The sequence below is a fragment of the Lentibacillus daqui genome (assembly GCF_027186265.1).
Lineage (GTDB): Bacteria > Bacillota > Bacilli > Bacillales > Amphibacillaceae > Lentibacillus_C > Lentibacillus_C daqui.
Window position 1 is genome coordinate 69,931 of record NZ_CP114176.1, and the last position, 18,623, is coordinate 88,553.

The following is an 18,623-nucleotide window of genomic DNA, read 5'->3' on the forward strand; positions in this document are numbered from 1 at the left end:
ATCGAATTTCCCCCTCTTTTGAACATGGTTTAATAGGAACCTGTCTCTCGATGTAGATGTATATTCCTCTCGTATTCTGGTGATGATGGTACTGGAATAGTTGGGAGGTAAACGAATGAAAAAGGGTACACTAAAGCAAATTTTGTTGCTGACCGATGGATGCTCTAACCGCGGAGAAGATCCGGCTGCTGTGGCGGCAATTGCTGGCCAGCAAGGAATCACAGTGAATGTTATCGGCATATTGGACGATGACCAGACTGAAGATCCGGAGGGACTGCAAGAGATTGAAGACATTGCTTTGTCCGGAAATGGTGTCAGCCAATTGGTGTATAAACAATCATTGGTACAAACGGTGCAAACGGTTACGAAACAGGCGATGACGCAAACATTGCAGGGGTTTGTTAATCAGGAATTAAAGCAAATCCTTGGTCCGGAACAATCGATGGATGATTTGGAACCACAAAAGCGCGGAGAGATCATGGAAGTTGTAGAAGATATGGGTGAGACATGTGATTTAGAAGTGCTTGTGCTTGTCGACACAAGCGCAAGTATGGGTGACAAACTGCCAACAGTAAAAGAGGCATTAATTGATCTGTCTATCAGCTTAAATGCACGAATTGGCCGTAATCGGTTTTGTATTTATAGTTTTCCAGGCCGGCGAAAAAATATTCAAAAGGTTTTTGACTGGTCACCTAAACTTGATGCTGTCTCAACCGCATTTCCCAAACTGACAAGTGGAGGGATTACACCGACAGGACCAGCCATTCGCGAGGCGATGTATCAATTCGGTAAAAAAAGCTTGTTAAGGGGCTTTAAACATGAAGATGAATCAGTCGCAGAAGAAGAAACAGGGTATTGATTTATATGCAGGTATGACGATACAAGGCAAGTGGCACCACCAACATTATGTCATTAAACGAAAACTGGGAAGTGGTGCAATTGGATCTGTCTATCTCTGTGAACATAATGGCAAAGAACGTGCGTTAAAAATTAGTGATAACAGCGCATCGATGACGATGGAAGTCAATGTATTACAATCGCTGGCAAAGGTCCAAGGATATCGACTTGGACCTTCTTTGTTCGATGTGGATGATTGGATATCACCACAAGGGACAACATATGTATTTTATATCATGGAATATTTGCATGGTGAAGGAATTTCCACGTTCATCAAGCGTAACGGCAGTGAATGGATTGGTGTATTGATGCTGCAGTTGTTAGATGATTTGGAAAGGCTGCATAAGCAAGGGTGGATATTTGGTGATTTAAAGACAGATAATCTCCTGGTTTTATCCTCGCCGGTAAAAATTCGTTGGGTGGATGTTGGGGGGACAACAAAGCAAGGCAGGGCAATTAAGGAATATACCGAGTTTTATGATCGAGGATACTGGGGAATGGGATCGCGTCAGGCAGAACCAAGCTATGATTTGTTTGCGTTTGTAATGGTGTTTTTAGAAATATTTTATCCAAAGCGATTTAGCAAAGATACCCATCCAAAAAAACAGTTGCTTCACAAAGTTGATCGAATTCGACCGTTAAAGATGTATCGGCCCTGTCTGCAAAAGGCAATAGAGGGAAACTACCAAACGAGTGCACAAATGAAAGAAGATATCGCAAAAATACTCTATCGGGTACAACCTGACAAGCCCTCTGTACGGCGTATGATGAGAAATCATGCAACAGTGAAAACACCAATAACAATCGAACTTGCCGGGATTTCTGTTTTATCAATTTTCTATTACGTATCCTCTCTTTTGCTTCCATAAGAAACAGGATGCTATAATAGTAACGATCGTATCAGTTTAATTGCGTGTTCAAAAAGAACAGGACGTGGGCGATTTTGGCAGAAGATCTTTTTTTAGAGGCACGTCATTTTTACCGGACTTTTTGAACATCCTCGAAAATGGGGTTGTTGATATATGCGTGAAGCGGTAACAGCGTTTATGAACAAACATCAACTACTGGCCAAGCAAAAGACAGTGATCATCGGAGTATCCGGCGGCCCTGATTCAATGGCATTACTGCACTTTTTTGAATCGATAAGAACATCATATCAATTGCAGATCATCGCATGTTCAGTTGATCATCAGCTGCGTGGTGAACAATCCCAAGCAGATCTTTTATATGTTCAGCAGAAATGTGCAGAATGGGATATTGAATTTTTTGGTACCTCTGTAGATGTTCCCGCCTATGCGGAAAATAAAAAAATTGGTGTAGAGGTTGCAGCACGGGAATTACGTTACCGGGTTTTCGCTGAGCAAATGCAGAAATATCATGCTGATTACCTGGCGCTTGGACATCATGGGGATGATCAGGTTGAAACGATGCTAATGGCCCTTGTGCGCTCGGCAAATGTAAAAGCTTTGGCAGGAATTCCGGTCACCCGGCCATTTGCATGTGGGTTTATTATCCGTCCTTTCCTGGGGGTAACGAAGGATGAAATTGAAACCTATTGCAAAAAACATCGTATTGTTCCAAGACGGGATTCTACAAATGATGAAACCAAATTCACCAGAAATTATTTCCGGAAAAAAATTGTTCCGTTAATAAAAGTGAAAAATAATAATATACATACTACAGTACAGCATTTAAGTAATGCCTTGCAACAAGATGAGCAGTTTTTGCATGAAGAGGCAAAACGGCTATTTGATGATGTCGTTACATTGGATCAAACTTACAGATCAGCGGTTTTTCAAATTGATCATTTTCAATCCTTTCCCAATGCTTTACAACGGAGGTTCTATCATCTAATATTAAACTATCTATATGATGAATTACCTAAAGATTTGTCCTATACTCATGAGGAACAGTTTTTTGCGTTATTATTAAGTAAAAAAGCGAATACTGGCGTAGACTTTCCATTACACCTTAAAGTGGAAAAGTCCTACCAAAAAGTGTATTTTCGTTTCCATGTTCATGAATCACAATCAATTCATGAAACCCTTCATATTCCAGGAGAAATTCGTTTGCCGGACGGATCAATCATAAGTGCTGAATGGACGGATATGCCAACCTGGACGGAGGATACATATGTTTGTGGAACAGATCAAATCGCATTGCCTCTACATATTAGAACACGATGGGCTGGAGACCGGATGAGCTGGAAGGGCTTAAACGGCAGTAAAAAGGTGAAAGATATCTTTATCGATGCAAAAATTCCGCCAAAAGAACGGGATAAATGGCCGATTGTTACCGATAATAATGGGGAGATCCTTTGGCTTATCGGTTTGAAAAAAGGGCAGCCAAAAAAGCAGACAAACAGTGCCTCATTGATTAAACTGAGTTATAAGAATAGCGCAAAAGACTGTTAAAAACGACTTGAAGGGGACATTGCAGGAGGATTGAAAATGCATCAGGATATTGAAAAAATATTGGTTTCACAAGAGGAGATTGCCAAAAAATGTGCTGTGATCGGCAAGCAACTGACGGAAGAATATGAAGGCAAATTTCCGTTAGCGGTAGGGGTGTTAAAGGGTGCATTACCATTTATGTCAGACGTACTGCGGTATACCGAAACCTATCTGGAAATGGACTTCATGGATGTATCAAGCTATGGCGGGGAAATGCGTTCATCCGGTGAAGTGAAAATTGTCAAGGATTTGGATACAAAGGTAGAGGGCCGTGACCTGTTGATTATTGAAGATATTATTGACAGTGGGTTAACGTTAAGCTATTTGGTAGATTTGTTTAAATACCGTAAAGCAAAGTCCATTAAGATTGTAACATTGCTTGATAAGCCATCAGGACGGACGGCAAATATTAAAGCAGATATGATTGGTTTTAAGGTGCCCAACGAATTTGTTGTTGGGTACGGTCTGGATTACCAGGAAAAATATCGTAATTTGCCATACATTGGTGTATTAAAGCCAAAAATTTACGGCGGAGAAAAATAAAAGGCCTTAGAGCAAATTCCCGATAGCATATCGTGTTAACCTATAAAAAACCAGTAAGAAATTTAACGCTATTGAAGAGGAATTAGTTGTATTTGAACTTTTTCATATGGTACTATGTAATATAGTTTTTCCCGCTTGGGAGGAGGTAGGCAATGAACCGACTATTTCGGAATGTGATCTTTTATTTCCTTATATTTCTTGTCATTATTGGCGTAATAGGAGTATTTAAAGGACAAAATGATCAAGCAGAACAATTAAATGTTGAAGAGTTTATGCAATCGTTAAATAATGGTGAAGTCGCCGAAATGACGATGCAGCCTGCAAATGGGATTATTCGCTTAACAGGGACGTTACAAAAGGATGACAAACAATTCGTTGCCCAAGTCCCGGATAATACTGACATTGTTGCTGATATAACCGCAAAAGCGCAGGAACAAAGCGTACTCAAAGTCAAGGAAGAGGAACAGCCAAGCGGGTGGGTTACCTTTTTGACGACGATGATTCCATTTTTGATTATAGGACTATTTTTCTTCTTTATTCTTAGTCAATCGCAAGGCGGCGGCGGTCGCGTGATGAATTTTGGTAAGAGTAAAGCGAAAATGTATAGTGAAGATAAAAAGAAAGTTCGTTTTAAGGATGTAGCAGGAGCTGATGAAGAGAAACAGGAACTTGTAGAAGTTGTTGAATTTCTGAAGGATCCGCGTAAATTTGCAACTATTGGTGCGCGTATTCCAAAAGGTGTCCTGTTGGTAGGACCACCGGGAACAGGTAAAACTTTATTAGCGCGCGCTGTTGCCGGTGAAGCAGGCACACCGTTTTTCTCCATAAGTGGATCAGATTTTGTGGAGATGTTTGTCGGTGTCGGTGCATCACGAGTACGCGACTTATTTGAAAATGCGAAGAAGAATTCGCCATGTATTATATTCATCGATGAGATTGATGCTGTTGGTCGTCAACGTGGAGCCGGACTTGGCGGTGGCCATGATGAACGGGAACAAACCTTAAACCAATTGCTTGTTGAAATGGATGGGTTTGGAGCAAATGAAGGAATCATTATTATCGCTGCAACCAACCGTCCGGATATCCTTGACCCGGCATTGCTTCGTCCGGGCCGATTTGACCGTCAAATTCCGGTAGGCCGGCCAGATGTAAAAGGTCGTCAGGAAGTATTAAAAGTACATGCTAAAAACAAACCGCTTGATGAATCAGTCGATCTGAAGGTTATCGCAATGCGGACCCCTGGTTTCTCGGGGGCTGATTTGGAAAACCTGCTAAACGAAGCTGCATTGGTCGCTGCACGTCGGGATAAGAATAAAATCGACATGTTTGACATTGATGAAGCGACCGATCGTGTAATTGCCGGTCCTGCTAAGAAAAGCCGGGTGATCTCTGAAAAAGAACGAAAAATCGTGGCATATCATGAAAGTGGGCATACGATTATCGGTATGGTCCTTGATGATGCCGATATGGTTCATAAAGTCACCATTGTCCCCCGCGGGCAAGCTGGGGGTTATGCTGTCATGCTTCCAAGAGAAGATCGTTACTTTATGACCAAACCGGAGCTATTTGATAAAATTACAGGTCTGTTGGGTGGCCGGGTATCAGAGGAAATTAATTTTGGTGAAGTAAGCACAGGCGCATCCAATGACTTTGAACGTGCGACAAGTATTGCCCGCAAAATGATTACCGAGTACGGAATGAGTGACAAAATTGGTCCGCTGCAATTCAGCAGTGGCGGCGGTGGAAATGTCTTCCTCGGCCGTGATATTCAAAACGAGCAGAATTACAGTGATACCATTGCTTATGAGATTGATAAGGAAATGCAAAGCTTTATCAATTACTGTTATGACCGTGCGAAGAAAATTCTTACCGAGCATAAAGATAAGCTGGAACTTATGGCCCAAACATTGCTTGAAGTGGAAACATTAGATGCCAAGCAAATAAAAGGTCTGTTTGAAGATGGCGTCCTTCCTGAACCGGCAGAACCGGAAGAGGCAATGCGGAAACCATCTGATTCGGATGATCTGCGTGTAAACATTCAATATAAAGATGACGAAGAAAGTCCGGAAAGCTATGATGAGGCAAAACAAAAAGCAGAAGAAAAGCTGAACCGCGATCAGGATGAGCAAAACCCGGATAAAAATGACTCATCCGATGACAAAAAAGAATAGATTTCAAAAATAACCTCCGCATGTAAATGGGAGGTTATTTTATGGTGTTTTTGCAAAAATAAGGTATAGTGTAAGAAAGTATACGGGTATTGATAACTAAGAAATGAAAACAAAGTAACTTAAAAAAGAAGAAACCAGATAAGAAGGGTTGAGGCGCCGATGCTTTTTGTACTTGATGTAGGGAATACGAATACGGTTCTTGGTGTATTCGACAATGACAAGTTAAAACATGAATGGCGAATAAAGACGGACAAACATAAAACGGAAGATGAGTTTGGTGTATTAATCAAATCATTATTTGATCATAAGGGTGTCGCATTTTCCGATATTCATGGAGTGATTATTTCTTCTGTGGTTCCGCCGATGATGCGTGCATTGGAACGGATGTGTGCCATTTATTTTAATATACAGCCACTTATCATCGGCAGGGATACCGTTCATTCCTATTTAAAAATGGGATATCCAAATCCAAAAGAAATTGGTGCTGACCGGATTGTCAACGCGGTTGGTGCCATTGCTGAATATGGCTCACCACTAATAATTATTGATTTTGGTACGGCAACCACGTATTGTTATGTCGATGAAGAGGAAAAATATCAAGGTGGACTAATCGCCCCCGGAATTCAAATTTCCATGGAGGCGCTATACACAAGGGCATCGAAATTACCCAAGATTGAAATAGAAGCACCAGAGCATGTGATTGGCAACTCTACAGTGGAGGCCATGCAATCCGGCATGTTTTACGGATATGTTGGCCAGGTAGACGGTATTGTAGCGCGTATGAAACATCAAACGAAAATGGATCCTAAAGTAATTGCAACTGGAGGTCTTGCCCCGCTTATTTCCGATGCATCACCGGCAATTGATATTGTGGATCAGCATCTAACATTAAAGGGACTCCATATAATTAACCAAAAAAACAGATAAGGAGGTTGTACATATGAATGATTACTTGGTAAAAGCAACAACATTCCAGGGAATGGTACGGGCATATGCAATTATCTCAACCAATTTGGTAGAAGAGGTCAGACAGCGTCAGGATACATGGGCTACAACATCCGCTGCGATCGGACGTACGGTTACGATTACCGCCATGATGGGTGCGATGCTAAAAGGTGATGACTCGTTAACGGTAAAAGTAGAGGGAAATGGTCCAATAGGTGCGATGGTTGCGGATGCCAATGCCAAAGGGGAGGTTCGCGGTTATGTAACCAATCCGCATGTCGACTTTGACCTGAATGACCGGGGGAAGCTGGATGTTGCTCGGGCAGTTGGTACCCAAGGAAATCTGAGTGTGGTGAAAGATTTAGGCTTAAAAGATTATTTCACTGGTCAGGTACCAATCGTTTCCGGGGAAATTGGTGAGGATTTCACATATTATTATGCAAACTCGGAACAAATTCCTTCTGCTGTCGGTGCAGGTGTATTGGTCAATCCGGATCAATCGATTTTGGCCGCTGGCGGGTTTATCGTTCAGGTGATGCCTGGCGCTGATGAAGAGGTAATCACCAGACTGGAGGAACAAATTCAATCATTTCCGGCAATCTCCGCATTAGTTAGGGAAGGAAATAATCCAGAGCAAATTTTACAGCGGTTGTTTCCGGATGAACAGGTAACCATTCATGAGCAAATGCCTGTTGCGTTCCATTGCAAATGTTCCCGTGAACGTTTTGCCAATGCAATTAAAGGTCTTGGGGATGAGGAAATCGAGGACATGATTAACGAAGATCATGGTGCAGAGGCAATTTGCCACTTTTGTAATGAAACTTATCATTTTTCAGAGGCTGAACTCAGGGCATTACAATAAGGGCTCTATTTACGGGTATTATTTTGCTTTTTCTGTTGACAAATTACAGTTTAAAACGTACATTATAATTAAATCCTATTATTTTACTAGGGATTGAGGAGGTAATCATCAAATGAGAGTTGCTAATAACATTGCTGGGCTAGTTGGTAAAACACCAATAGTGAAATTGAATCGTGCAGCCGAAAAAGATGGTGCAGACATTTATTTAAAATTGGAATTTATGAATCCGGCAAGCTCCGTTAAAGATCGGATAGCGGTTGCCATGATTGAGGCTGCAGAGAAAGCAGGAGTATTAAAAGAAGACGATACAATTATTGAACCTACCAGCGGGAACACAGGAATTGGTTTAGCTATGGTCGGTGCCGCAAAGGGATATAAAACAGTGATTGTTATGCCGGATACGATGAGTAAGGAGCGTCGGAATTTATTACGTGCGTATGGAGCAAAATTGGTATTAACCCCTGGAGCCGATGGCATGAAGGGGGCCATTCAGAAAGCGGAAGAACTGAAAGAAGAAAATGGCTATTTTATGCCGCAGCAATTTAGTAATCAGGCGAACCCGGAGGTACATGCACGTACAACCGGTGAAGAAATTGTTGAACAAATGAAAGATGGTGTAGACGCATTTGTATCTGGAATCGGAACAGGCGGTACGATCACAGGTGCAGGGAAAGTATTGAAAAATCACTTTGACAACGTAAAAATTTATGCAGTTGAACCGGAGGACTCAGCCGTATTATCGGGTGGAAATCCCGGACCGCATAAAATTCAGGGACTGGGTGCCGGTTTTGTCCCTGAGGTTCTTGATACAGATGTTTACGAGGATGTCATTCGCATTTCCACTGATGAAGCATTTCAAGCAGCTCGCGAGGCAGCAAGATTGGATGGAATTCTGGGGGGCATATCTTCCGGTGCTGCTATTGCTGCTGCAAAAAAGGTTGCCAAAAAGTTAGGTGAAGGAAAAAAAGTGCTGGCGGTCCTTCCAGATAATGGGGAGCGTTATTTATCAACACCGCTTTATCAATTTGATGAAGAATAATACAAAAACGCACATAGCTTGGGTCAGTACCAATTTATCTGATACTGATCCTTTTTTTGTAGTACGATAAAAGCAATGCCTGTTTTAGTCACCAGGCTAGGAGAAAAGCGTCAAAAGGAGGATCAGGAATATGATGTTAAAGACAAGTACAAAAGCATTTGATTTAACGGCACGGACTCATATCATGGGGATTTTAAATGTGACCCCAGATTCATTTTCAGACGGTGGCAACTATGTATCTCTTGAAAATGCAGTTAAACAGGCGATATTGATGGAACAACAGGGTGCGGATATGATTGATATCGGTGGTGAGTCCACAAGACCAGGTCATCAGCAAGTTTCTGCAAAAGAGGAATTAAAGCGGATTTTACCAGCCATTACGGCTGTGAAACAAGAAATTAATATCCCGCTCTCTATCGATACATATAAGGCGGAAACAGCTAGACAAGCAGTGGAAGCCGGTGCTGAAATCATTAATGATATATGGGGTGGGAAAAAGGACCCCGAAATCCTGAACGTTGCCGCCATATACAATGTTCCGATTATCCTGATGCATAACCGGACCGACATGAATTATACGTCTTTAATTGATGATATGAAGCGTGATCTACAAGAAAGCATTGATATGGCTATTCAAAGAGGAGTGCCTGAAAAGAACATTATTCTTGATCCTGGTATTGGTTTTGCTAAAACAGCCGCCGATAATTTGGTTGTCATGAATCATCTGGAGGAGTTTTCCGATTTAGGGTATCCTATTTTACTAGGGACATCAAGAAAAGGTTTTATCGGGAAAATTCTCGATCTCCCCGCGGCTGAACGGGATAATGGTACAGGTGCAACAACATGTCTTGGTATTGTAAAAGGGGCACACATCGTCAGAGTTCATCATGTAAAAATAAATGTGGAGCTGGCCAGGATGATGGATGCCATGTTAAGTGAAGGAGTGACAGCAAATGGATAAAATTATTATCAAGCAAATGGAATTTTACGGCTACCATGGTTTATTCCCGGAAGAGACGAAACTGGGTCAACGATTCCTGGTGGATGTCGAGTTATTTCTCGATTTAAAGAAACCGGGGACGAGTGACCAGATGGAAGATTCAATTGATTATGGACATGTATATGGTATCATTAAAGATATTTTGGAAGGCGAACCTAAGAATCTAGTTGAGGCCGTTGCTGAGCAAGTAGCCAATGAGTTATTACAATCCCTGGAGTTATTAAACGCTTGTACAGTGAAAGTAATCAAACCGGATCCGCCAATACCTGGTCATTACCAATCCGTAGCCGTGGAAATTCACCGGGAGAAAACAAAATGACACGCGTATATATTGCATTAGGGTCAAATATTGAACCACGATATAACTATTTGATGGATGCCATTTTATTACTGGGGGAACAGGAAACAATCACTCTTAACAAGCAATCATCTGTTTATGAGACAAAGCCTGTTGGATATACAGAGCAAGCGGATTTTTTAAATATGGTTATTGAGATAGATACATCCCTTTCCGCTTCCCAATTACTTGTTGCTTGCCAAGCAATTGAGCAGCAACTGGGAAGGAAAAGGGAAATACGATTCGGACCACGCACAGTGGATCTGGATATTTTGCTTTATCGTCAGAAACAAATGGAAACGAAACGACTGACGATACCCCATCCAAGAATGCATGAACGGGCCTTTGTGCTGGTTCCATTAGCGGAAATAGCTCCCGATTTAAAAATAACGGGTTTTAATCGCACTGTCTCTGAAATGGTCAAAGACTTACCGGCAGCGGACAGGCAAGGTGTTGTAAAGTGGGCCCCAACAGATATTTCGGATTGATAAATGAGCTTTATAATTGATATCAGGAATCATATAAGGATCAAGATGTATTAATTGGTGATATATCGTTCCGAACTGGTCGCGCTAGCTTCGATGGCCAATATTTCCAACTATGCGTTTCATTTGACTGCCAATGAGTTTGGGGTAAGATTGGTTACAGTGGAAATGGAAAGCGGTATGGGGAGTATCAGCCAAAGATAACGATGAAAATGCTCTGCTGGTTGCTTGACCCTGCATGATTGACTCTATCAGCTGATTTTTCTATACTATTGATGGAGCGTATCTGCCAGCAAGTCACTGGCAGTTTTTTATTTAATAAAGGATGTTCAAAAGATTGGAAATCCTCTTGAACGGTAATTAAAATATTGGAGTTGATGATGGTGTCAGAAGAAGCAAACATGCATATGCAGGTAAGGAAGGAAAAGTTGGATACGTACCGCGAACATGGACTTGACCCGTTTGGAAATAAATATAATCGAACAGATATGGCACAAGATTTGTTCGATAAATATGAGCAATTTACCAAAGAAGAATTGGAAGAAAAACCGGACAAGGTTACCATTGCAGGCCGGATTATGACCAAACGTGGCAAAGGAAAAGCGGGATTTGCCCACTTGCAGGATTTATCTGGACAGATTCAGATTTATGTTCGTAAAGATGCAATTGGTGAGGATGCCTATGAAATTTTTCAATCCATCGATTTGGGGGATATTGTCGGTGTAACAGGTGTCATGTTCCGAACCAAAGTCGGTGAGCTATCTGTCAAAGCAACCGAATTTGTTTTATTGACGAAATCACTGCGTGCCTTGCCGGAAAAATATCATGGATTAAAAGATGTAGAACAACGGTATCGTCAACGTTATCTCGATTTAATTACAAATCCTGAAAGCAAGGAGACGTTCATCCTCAGAAGTAAAATAATAAGATCAATGCGGCGTTATTTGGATGAACAGGGCTTTTTAGAAGTAGAGACACCAATGATGCATGCTATTCCCGGAGGAGCCGCTGCACGCCCATTTAAAACACACCACAATGCCTTGGATATCCCCTTGTATATGCGCATAGCCATTGAATTACACTTAAAACGTCTAATTGTCGGCGGCATGGAGAAAGTCTATGAAATTGGGCGTGTATTCCGTAATGAAGGTGTATCCACACGGCATAATCCCGAATTTACCATGATGGAATTGTATGAAGCATATGCTGATTTTCACGATGTTATGACGCTAACCGAGAATTTAATTGCGCATATTGCAGATGAAGTATTGGGCAGCACAACAATTACGTATGGTGAGCATGAGGTATCTCTTAAGCCGGAATGGACAAGGTCGCATATGGCTGATGCGGTAAAAGAATATACTGGAGTAGACTTTTGGGATCATATGAGTGATGAGCAGGCAAGGGCACTGGCGCACGAACATGGCGTTGAAATAAAAGAAACAATGACATTTGGCCATGTTGTAAACGAATTTTTTGAACAAAAAGTGGAAGAAAAGCTGATTCAGCCTACGTTTATCTATGGGCATCCAGTGGAAATCTCCCCACTTGCGAAAAAGAATAAAGAGGATAGTCGTTTTACCGATCGATTCGAACTATTCATTGTCGGTCGTGAACACGCAAACGCATTTAGTGAGTTGAATGATCCGATTGATCAGCGTGAACGTTTTGAAGCACAACTAAAGGAACGGGAACAGGGAAATGATGAAGCACATCTAATGGACGAGGACTTTCTCGAGGCATTAGAGTACGGGATGCCGCCGACTGGAGGATTAGGTATAGGTGTTGATAGACTCATCATGCTGTTAACCAATTCGCCATCAATACGGGATGTTTTATTGTTCCCGCAGATGCGGAATAAATAATGGAATGATAAAGAAGCCAGGTGATTGAGAATTCTTTCAACATCTGGCTTTTTCTTATACCCCGGTGTAACTGTGGTTTTTGGTTTGGGTGGATGATTGCCATACCGTTTGAGCAATGTATTACAGCTATCAGATGGGTGATAATATAATTTGAAAATAGGAACATTAATTTTACTATTGCGCTTGGGGAATATTCGTGGTAAATTAGTAAACGTTGCGCTGCTAGTTCAGCGAAACAAAAAAGCGACAAAAAATAATTTAAAAAGTTATTGACAACAATCAATAAAGTTGCTATACTAATCAAGTCGCCAAAAACGAAGGCGATCAGAAATTTGCTCTTTGAAAACTGAACAAAACAACCAGTATGTAACAGATGTCAGAGGTTGAGGTTAGAAGTTAGATCAATTGATTTGATGGAAAACGCAGACCCTGGAATCAATTTTTGCAGCTAAGAATTTAGATAAAATTAATTGGTGTTAATTTTATCACAAACTTTTTGGAGAGTTTGATCTTGGCTCAGGACGAACGCTGGCGGCGTGCCTAATACATGCAAGTCGAGCGCGGGAAGCAAGTGGATCCTCATCTGAGGTGACACTTGTGGAACGAGCGGCGGACGGGTGAGTAACACGTGGGCAACCTGCCTGTAAGATCGGGATAACTCGCGGAAACGTGAGCTAATACCGGATAATACTTTTTCCTGCATGGGAGGAAGTTGAAAGATGGCTTAGGCTATCACTTACAGATGGGCCCGCGGCGCATTAGTTAGTTGGTGGGGTAAAGGCTCACCAAGGCGACGATGCGTAGCCGACCTGAGAGGGTGATCGGCCACACTGGGACTGAGACACGGCCCAGACTCCTACGGGAGGCAGCAGTAGGGAATCTTCCGCAATGGACGAAAGTCTGACGAAGCAACGCCGCGTGAGTGATGAAGGTCTTCGGATCGTAAAACTCTGTTGTGAGGGAAGAACAAGTATTGTTCGAACAGGGCAGTACCTTGACGGTACCTCACCAGAAAGCCCCGGCTAACTACGTGCCAGCAGCCGCGGTAATACGTAGGGGGCAAGCGTTGTCCGGAATTATTGGGCGTAAAGCGCGCGCAGGCGGTCTTTTAAGTCTGATGTGAAATCTTGCGGCTTAACCGCAAGCGGTCATTGGAAACTGGAGGACTTGAGTGCAGAAGAGGAGAGTGGAATTCCACGTGTAGCGGTGAAATGCGTAGAGATGTGGAGGAACACCAGTGGCGAAGGCGACTCTCTGGTCTGTAACTGACGCTGAGGCGCGAAAGCGTGGGTAGCGAACAGGATTAGATACCCTGGTAGTCCACGCCGTAAACGATGAGTGCTAGGTGTTAGGGGGTTTCCGCCCCTTAGTGCTGAAGTTAACGCATTAAGCACTCCGCCTGGGGAGTACGGCCGCAAGGCTGAAACTCAAAAGAATTGACGGGGGCCCGCACAAGCGGTGGAGCATGTGGTTTAATTCGAAGCAACGCGAAGAACCTTACCAGGTCTTGACATCCTCTGATGACGGTAGAGATACCGAGTTCCCTTCGGGGACAGAGTGACAGGTGGTGCATGGTTGTCGTCAGCTCGTGTCGTGAGATGTTGGGTTAAGTCCCGCAACGAGCGCAACCCTTAATCTTAGTTGCCAGCATTAAGTTGGGCACTCTAAGGTGACTGCCGGTGACAAACCGGAGGAAGGTGGGGATGACGTCAAATCATCATGCCCCTTATGACCTGGGCTACACACGTGCTACAATGGATGGAACAAAGGGCAGCGAAGCGGCGACGCATTAGCTAATCCCATAAAACCATTCTCAGTTCGGATTGCAGGCTGCAACTCGCCTGCATGAAGCCGGAATCGCTAGTAATCGCGGATCAGCATGCCGCGGTGAATACGTTCCCGGGCCTTGTACACACCGCCCGTCACACCACGAGAGTTGGCAACACCCGAAGTCGGTGAGGTAACCTTTTGGAGCCAGCCGCCGAAGGTGGGGCCAATGATTGGGGTGAAGTCGTAACAAGGTAGCCGTATCGGAAGGTGCGGCTGGATCACCTCCTTTCTAAGGATTATATTACGGAACGGGAAGTTTATTCCTAAGACATACTCGGTTGTTTGGTTCAGTTTTGAGAGAGTAAATCTCTCTATTTGTACCTTGAAAACTAAATAAGAGCAAGACAAACAACGACATCAACTTTTAAAGTTCTTAAATATAGTTAAGTGAAAAAGAGCGCACGGTGGATGCCTTGGCACTAGGAGCCGATGAAGGACGGGACTAACACCGATATGCCTCGGGGAGTCGTAAGTAGACTGATCCGGGGATTTCCGAATGGGGGAACCCGCTGCTCGTAATGGAGCAGTACACCTATCTGAATACATAGGGTAGGTGAGGCAGACCCGGGGAACTGAAACATCTCAGTACCCGGAGGAAGAGAAAGCAAACGCGATTTCCCAAGTAGCGGCGAGCGAAACGGAAACAGCCCAAACCAACAGGCTTGCCTGTTGGGGTTGTAGGACACTCCAATGGAGTTACCAAGAAATTCTTTAGATGAATCGATCTGGAACGATCAGCCATAGCGGGTAAGAGCCCTGTAATCGAAAGAGAATTTCCTCCGGAGTGGATCCTGAGTACGGCGGAACACGTGGAATTCCGTCGGAATCCGGGAGGACCATCTCCCAAGGCTAAATACTCCCTAGTGACCGATAGTGAACCAGTACCGTGAGGGAAAGGTGAAAAGCACCCCGGGAGGGGAGTGAAAGAGAACCTGAAACCGTGTGCTTACAAGTAGTCGAAGCCCGTTAATGGGTGACGGCGTACCTTTTGTAGAATGGACCGGCGAGTTACGATCGTATGCAAGGTTAAGTGGAAGACACGGAGCCGTAGCGAAAGCGAGTCTGAACAGGGCGTTTGTAGTATGCGGTCGTAGACCCGAAACCGTGTGATCTACCCATGTCCAGGGTGAAGGTCAGGTAACACTGACTGGAGGCCCGAACCCACGTATGTTGAAAAATGCGGGGATGAGGTGTGGGTAGGGGTGAAATGCCAATCGAACACGGAGATAGCTGGTTCTCTCCGAAATAGCTTTAGGGCTAGCCTCAAGAAAGGGAAGTACTGGAGGTAGAGCACTGATTGGACGAGGGGCCCTCACCGGGTTACCGAATTCAGTCAAACTCCGAATGCCAGCTACTTGATCTTGGGAGTCAGACTATGGGTGATAAGGTTCATAGTCGAAAGGGAAACAGCCCAGACCGCCAGCTAAGGTCCCAAAGTATACGTTAAGTGGAAAAGGATGTGGCGTTGCTTAGACAACCAGGATGTTGGCTTAGAAGCAGCCATCATTTAAAGAGTGCGTAATAGCTCACTGGTCGAGTGACGCTGCGCCGAAAATGTACCGGGGCTAAACGTATCACCGAAGCTGCGGATTGTTCTGAAAGAACAATGGTAGGAGAGCGTTCGAAGTGCTGTGAAGTCAGACCGTGAGGACTGGTGGAGCGCTTTGAAGTGAGAATGCCGGTATGAGTAGCGAAAAAAGAGTGAGAATCTCTTTCACCGAATGCCTAAGGTTTCCTGAGGAAGGCTCGTCCTCTCAGGGTTAGTCGGGACCTAAGCCGAGGCCGACAGGCGTAGGCGATGGACAACAGGCAGATATTCCTGTACCACCTCATGACCGTTTGAGCAATGGGGAGACGCAGAAGGATAGGGAAAGCGCACCGATGGATGTGTGCGCCCAAGCAGTAAGCGAGTTGGATAGGCAAATCCGTCCAGCAATCGCAAGCTGTGATGGGGAGTGAAAATGGTCACGAAGTTCCCGATTTCACACTGCCAAGAAAAACCTCTAGCGAGGTCACAGGTGCCCGTACCGCAAACCGACACAGGTAGGCGAGGAGAGAATCCTAAGGTGATCGGGAGAACTCTCGTTAAGGAACTCGGCAAAATGACCCCGTAACTTCGGGAGAAGGGGTGCTTCTTGCATGAGAAGCCGCAGTGAATAGGCCCAAGCGACTGTTTAGCAAAAACACAGGTCTCTGCGAAGCCGAAAGGCGAAGTATAGGGGCTGACACCTGCCCGGTGCTGGAAGGTTAAGGGGAAACGTTAGCTCACAGGAGCGAAGCGTTGAACCGAAGCCCCAGTAAACGGCGGCCGTAACTATAACGGTCCTAAGGTAGCGAAATTCCTTGTCGGGTAAGTTCCGACCCGCACGAAAGGTGCAACGACTTGGGCACTGTCTCAACGAGAGACCCGGTGAAATTATACGATGCGTGAAGATGCGCATTACCCGCGACAGGACGGAAAGACCCCGTGGAGCTTTACTGTAGCCTGATATTGCATGTTGGTACAGCTTGTACAGGATAGGTGGGAGCCATTGAAACCGGAGCGCCAGCTTCGGTGGAGGCACCCGTGGGATACCACCCTGGTTGTACGGACATTCTAACCCAGAACCGTGATCCGGTTCGGAGACAGTGTCAGGCGGGCAGTTTGACTGGGGCGGTCGCCTCCTAAAAGGTAACGGAGGCGCCCAAAGGTTCCCTCAGAATGGTTGGAAATCATTCGCAGAGTGTAAAGGCACAAGGGAGCTTGACTGCGAGACCTACAAGTCGAGCAGGGACGAAAGTCGGGCTTAGTGATCCGGTGGTTCCGCATGGAAGGGCCATCGCTCAACGGATAAAAGCTACCCCGGGGATAACAGGCTTATCTCCCCCAAGAGTTCACATCGACGGGGAGGTTTGGCACCTCGATGTCGGCTCATCGCATCCTGGGGCTGTAGTCGGTCCCAAGGGTTGGGCTGTTCGCCCATTAAAGCGGTACGCGAGCTGGGTTCAGAACGTCGTGAGACAGTTCGGTCCCTATCCGTCGTGGGCGTTGGAAGTCTGAGAGGAGCTGTCCTTAGTACGAGAGGACCGGGATGGACACACCGCTGGTGTACCAGTTGTTCCGCCAGGAGCATAGCTGGGTAGCTACGTGTGGCAAGGATAAGTGCTGAAAGCATCTAAGCATGAAGCCTCCCTCAAGATAAGACTTCCCATCACTTCGAGTGAGTAAGATCCCTCAGAGACGATGAGGTTGATAGGTCCGAGGTGGAAGCGTGGTGACACGTGGAGCTGACGGATACTAATCGATCGAGGACTTATCTATATTATTTGATTCGTTGATACCATCTTCTCTTATTTAGTTTTCAGGATATAAAAACATTTGCATTTTTTATTAGAAATGCATATAATATATCTTGTCCTTGTTTTTAACACTTCTGTAAAGAGAAGATAAACAAGGTGATCATATCTAAAGGTCTGGTAGCCATAGCGGAGAGGTCACACCTGTTCCCATGCCGAACACAGCAGTTAAGCTCTCCAGCGCCGATGGTAGTTGGGGCTTTGCCCCTGCAAGAGTAGGACGCCGCCGGGCTTACATATATCCAGGAGGATTAGCTCAGCTGGGAGAGCACCTGCCTTACAAGCAGGGGGTCGCAGGTTCGAGCCCTGCATCCTCCACCATTTCTTTTTGAATATTATAACGCCGGCCTAGCTCAATTGGTAGAGCAACTGACTTGTAATCAGTAGGTTGGGGGTTCAAGTCCTCTGGCCGGCACCATTAATTATTCAGAGCCATTAGCTCAGTCGGTAGAGCATCTGACTTTTAATCAGAGGGTCGGAGGTTCGAATCCTCCATGGCTCACCATTAGTTACGCGGGTGTGGCGGAATTGGCAGACGCGCTAGACTTAGGATCTAGTGTCTTTTGACGTGGGGGTTCGACTCCCTTCACCCGCACCATGATTATGTGCGGAAGTAGTTCAGTGGTAGAACACCACCTTGCCAAGGTGGGGGTCGCGGGTTCGAATCCCGTCTTCCGCTCCAATTCCCATGCCGGGGTGGCGGAATTGGCAGACGCACAGGACTTAAAATCCTGCGGTAGGTTACTACCGTGCCGGTTCGAGTCCGGCCCTCGGCACCATATGCGCCCGTAGCTCAATTGGATAGAGCGCTTGACTACGGATCAAGAGGTTAGGGGTTCGACTCCTCTCGGGCGCGCCAT

13 protein-coding genes, 7 tRNA genes and 3 rRNA genes are annotated in these 18,623 nt (G+C 44.7%); all 23 read left to right on the forward strand.

Features of this window, described 5'->3' with window-relative positions; genetic code table 11:
- The first annotated feature begins 115 nt into the window (after window positions 1-115).
- The 23 genes from O2S85_RS00365 (at window position 116) to O2S85_RS00475 (ending at window position 18,622) form a co-directional block, all read left to right on the forward strand.
- Window positions 116-859 carry a VWA domain-containing protein gene (locus O2S85_RS00365; protein ID WP_269410841.1) on the forward strand — a complete coding sequence of 248 codons (744 nt, stop codon included), beginning with the start codon at window positions 116-118 and terminating at the stop codon, window positions 857-859.
- Window positions 819-1,766: a serine/threonine protein kinase PrkT gene (prkT, locus tag O2S85_RS00370; protein WP_269410842.1), complete on the forward strand. Its 948-nt coding sequence runs from the start codon at window positions 819-821 to the stop codon at window positions 1,764-1,766. The genes O2S85_RS00365 and prkT overlap by 41 nt, the downstream gene beginning before the upstream one ends.
- 153 nt (window positions 1,767-1,919) lie before the next feature.
- Window positions 1,920-3,311, forward strand: coding sequence for a tRNA lysidine(34) synthetase TilS (gene tilS / locus O2S85_RS00375; protein ID WP_269410843.1), 1,392 nt, complete (start codon window positions 1,920-1,922; stop codon window positions 3,309-3,311).
- 36 nt (window positions 3,312-3,347) lie between these two features.
- A complete protein-coding gene (hpt, locus tag O2S85_RS00380; RefSeq protein ID WP_269410844.1) occupies window positions 3,348-3,893 on the forward strand; it encodes a hypoxanthine phosphoribosyltransferase in 546 nt (181 codons plus the stop codon).
- A 152-nt stretch (window positions 3,894-4,045) separates the two neighbouring features.
- On the forward strand, window positions 4,046-6,064 hold the full coding sequence (gene ftsH, locus O2S85_RS00385; protein ID WP_269410845.1) for an ATP-dependent zinc metalloprotease FtsH: 2,019 nt from the start codon (window positions 4,046-4,048) through the stop codon (window positions 6,062-6,064).
- A 159-nt stretch (window positions 6,065-6,223) separates the two neighbouring features.
- Complete coding sequence (locus O2S85_RS00390) at window positions 6,224-6,991, forward strand: type III pantothenate kinase (protein WP_269410846.1); 768 nt, start codon at window positions 6,224-6,226, stop codon at window positions 6,989-6,991.
- A 13-nt stretch (window positions 6,992-7,004) separates the two neighbouring features.
- Window positions 7,005-7,871 carry an Hsp33 family molecular chaperone HslO gene (gene hslO / locus O2S85_RS00395; protein ID WP_269410847.1) on the forward strand — a complete coding sequence of 289 codons (867 nt, stop codon included), beginning with the start codon at window positions 7,005-7,007 and terminating at the stop codon, window positions 7,869-7,871.
- Between the two features lie 112 nt (window positions 7,872-7,983).
- Window positions 7,984-8,910 carry a cysteine synthase A gene (gene cysK / locus O2S85_RS00400; protein ID WP_269410848.1) on the forward strand — a complete coding sequence of 309 codons (927 nt, stop codon included), beginning with the start codon at window positions 7,984-7,986 and terminating at the stop codon, window positions 8,908-8,910.
- Window positions 8,911-9,040: 130 nt separating this feature from the next.
- A complete protein-coding gene (gene folP / locus O2S85_RS00405) occupies window positions 9,041-9,871 on the forward strand; it encodes a dihydropteroate synthase (protein WP_269410849.1) in 831 nt (276 codons plus the stop codon).
- Window positions 9,864-10,229 carry a dihydroneopterin aldolase gene (gene folB / locus O2S85_RS00410; protein WP_269410850.1) on the forward strand — a complete coding sequence of 122 codons (366 nt, stop codon included), beginning with the start codon at window positions 9,864-9,866 and terminating at the stop codon, window positions 10,227-10,229. The genes folP and folB overlap by 8 nt, the downstream gene beginning before the upstream one ends.
- Window positions 10,226-10,735: a 2-amino-4-hydroxy-6-hydroxymethyldihydropteridine diphosphokinase gene (gene folK, locus O2S85_RS00415; protein ID WP_269410851.1), complete on the forward strand. Its 510-nt coding sequence runs from the start codon at window positions 10,226-10,228 to the stop codon at window positions 10,733-10,735. The genes folB and folK overlap by 4 nt, the downstream gene beginning before the upstream one ends.
- A gap of 57 nt (window positions 10,736-10,792) precedes the next feature.
- Window positions 10,793-10,936, forward strand: a complete 144-nt coding sequence (locus O2S85_RS00420) for a hypothetical protein (protein ID WP_269410852.1) — start codon at window positions 10,793-10,795, stop codon at window positions 10,934-10,936.
- Window positions 10,937-11,112: 176 nt separating this feature from the next.
- On the forward strand, window positions 11,113-12,597 hold the full coding sequence (lysS, locus tag O2S85_RS00425) for a lysine--tRNA ligase (protein ID WP_269412410.1): 1,485 nt from the start codon (window positions 11,113-11,115) through the stop codon (window positions 12,595-12,597).
- A 493-nt stretch (window positions 12,598-13,090) separates the two neighbouring features.
- Window positions 13,091-14,656 (forward strand): 16S ribosomal RNA (locus tag O2S85_RS00430).
- Between the two features lie 152 nt (window positions 14,657-14,808).
- Window positions 14,809-17,728: ribosomal RNA gene (locus tag O2S85_RS00435) — 23S ribosomal RNA — on the forward strand.
- A gap of 151 nt (window positions 17,729-17,879) precedes the next feature.
- A 5S ribosomal RNA gene (gene rrf, locus O2S85_RS00440) occupies window positions 17,880-17,995 on the forward strand.
- The 16S, 23S and 5S rRNA genes sit together here with 7 tRNA genes alongside, the layout of an rRNA operon.
- Window positions 17,996-18,008: 13 nt before the next feature.
- Window positions 18,009-18,084, forward strand: a tRNA-Val gene (locus tag O2S85_RS00445).
- 21 nt (window positions 18,085-18,105) lie between these two features.
- A tRNA-Thr gene (locus O2S85_RS00450) sits at window positions 18,106-18,181 on the forward strand.
- A gap of 11 nt (window positions 18,182-18,192) precedes the next feature.
- Window positions 18,193-18,268 (forward strand) — tRNA-Lys (locus tag O2S85_RS00455).
- A gap of 8 nt (window positions 18,269-18,276) precedes the next feature.
- Window positions 18,277-18,361: transfer RNA gene (locus O2S85_RS00460), tRNA-Leu, on the forward strand.
- Between the two features lie 9 nt (window positions 18,362-18,370).
- Window positions 18,371-18,445 (forward strand) — tRNA-Gly (locus tag O2S85_RS00465).
- Between the two features lie 8 nt (window positions 18,446-18,453).
- A tRNA-Leu gene (locus tag O2S85_RS00470) sits at window positions 18,454-18,542 on the forward strand.
- A 3-nt stretch (window positions 18,543-18,545) separates the two neighbouring features.
- Window positions 18,546-18,622 (forward strand) — tRNA-Arg (locus tag O2S85_RS00475).
- Window position 18,623 lies beyond the last annotated feature (1 nt).

Bases quoted from the DNA above. Each gene is read 5' to 3' on its own strand.
- folP (WP_269410849.1), top strand. From the start codon at position 9,041: ATGATGTTAAAGACAAGTACAAAAGCATTTGATTTAACGGCACGGACT.
- O2S85_RS00390 (WP_269410846.1), top strand. From the start codon at position 6,224: ATGCTTTTTGTACTTGATGTAGGGAATACGAATACGGTTCTTGGTGTA.
- prkT (WP_269410842.1), top strand. From the start codon at position 819: ATGAAGATGAATCAGTCGCAGAAGAAGAAACAGGGTATTGATTTATAT.
- folB (WP_269410850.1), top strand. From the start codon at position 9,864: ATGGATAAAATTATTATCAAGCAAATGGAATTTTACGGCTACCATGGT.
- ftsH (WP_269410845.1), top strand. From the start codon at position 4,046: ATGAACCGACTATTTCGGAATGTGATCTTTTATTTCCTTATATTTCTT.
- lysS (WP_269412410.1), top strand. From the start codon at position 11,113: ATGGTGTCAGAAGAAGCAAACATGCATATGCAGGTAAGGAAGGAAAAG.
- hpt (WP_269410844.1), top strand. From the start codon at position 3,348: ATGCATCAGGATATTGAAAAAATATTGGTTTCACAAGAGGAGATTGCC.
- hslO (WP_269410847.1), top strand. From the start codon at position 7,005: ATGAATGATTACTTGGTAAAAGCAACAACATTCCAGGGAATGGTACGG.
- folK (WP_269410851.1), top strand. From the start codon at position 10,226: ATGACACGCGTATATATTGCATTAGGGTCAAATATTGAACCACGATAT.
- O2S85_RS00365 (WP_269410841.1), top strand. From the start codon at position 116: ATGAAAAAGGGTACACTAAAGCAAATTTTGTTGCTGACCGATGGATGC.
- tilS (WP_269410843.1), top strand. From the start codon at position 1,920: ATGCGTGAAGCGGTAACAGCGTTTATGAACAAACATCAACTACTGGCC.
- cysK (WP_269410848.1), top strand. From the start codon at position 7,984: ATGAGAGTTGCTAATAACATTGCTGGGCTAGTTGGTAAAACACCAATA.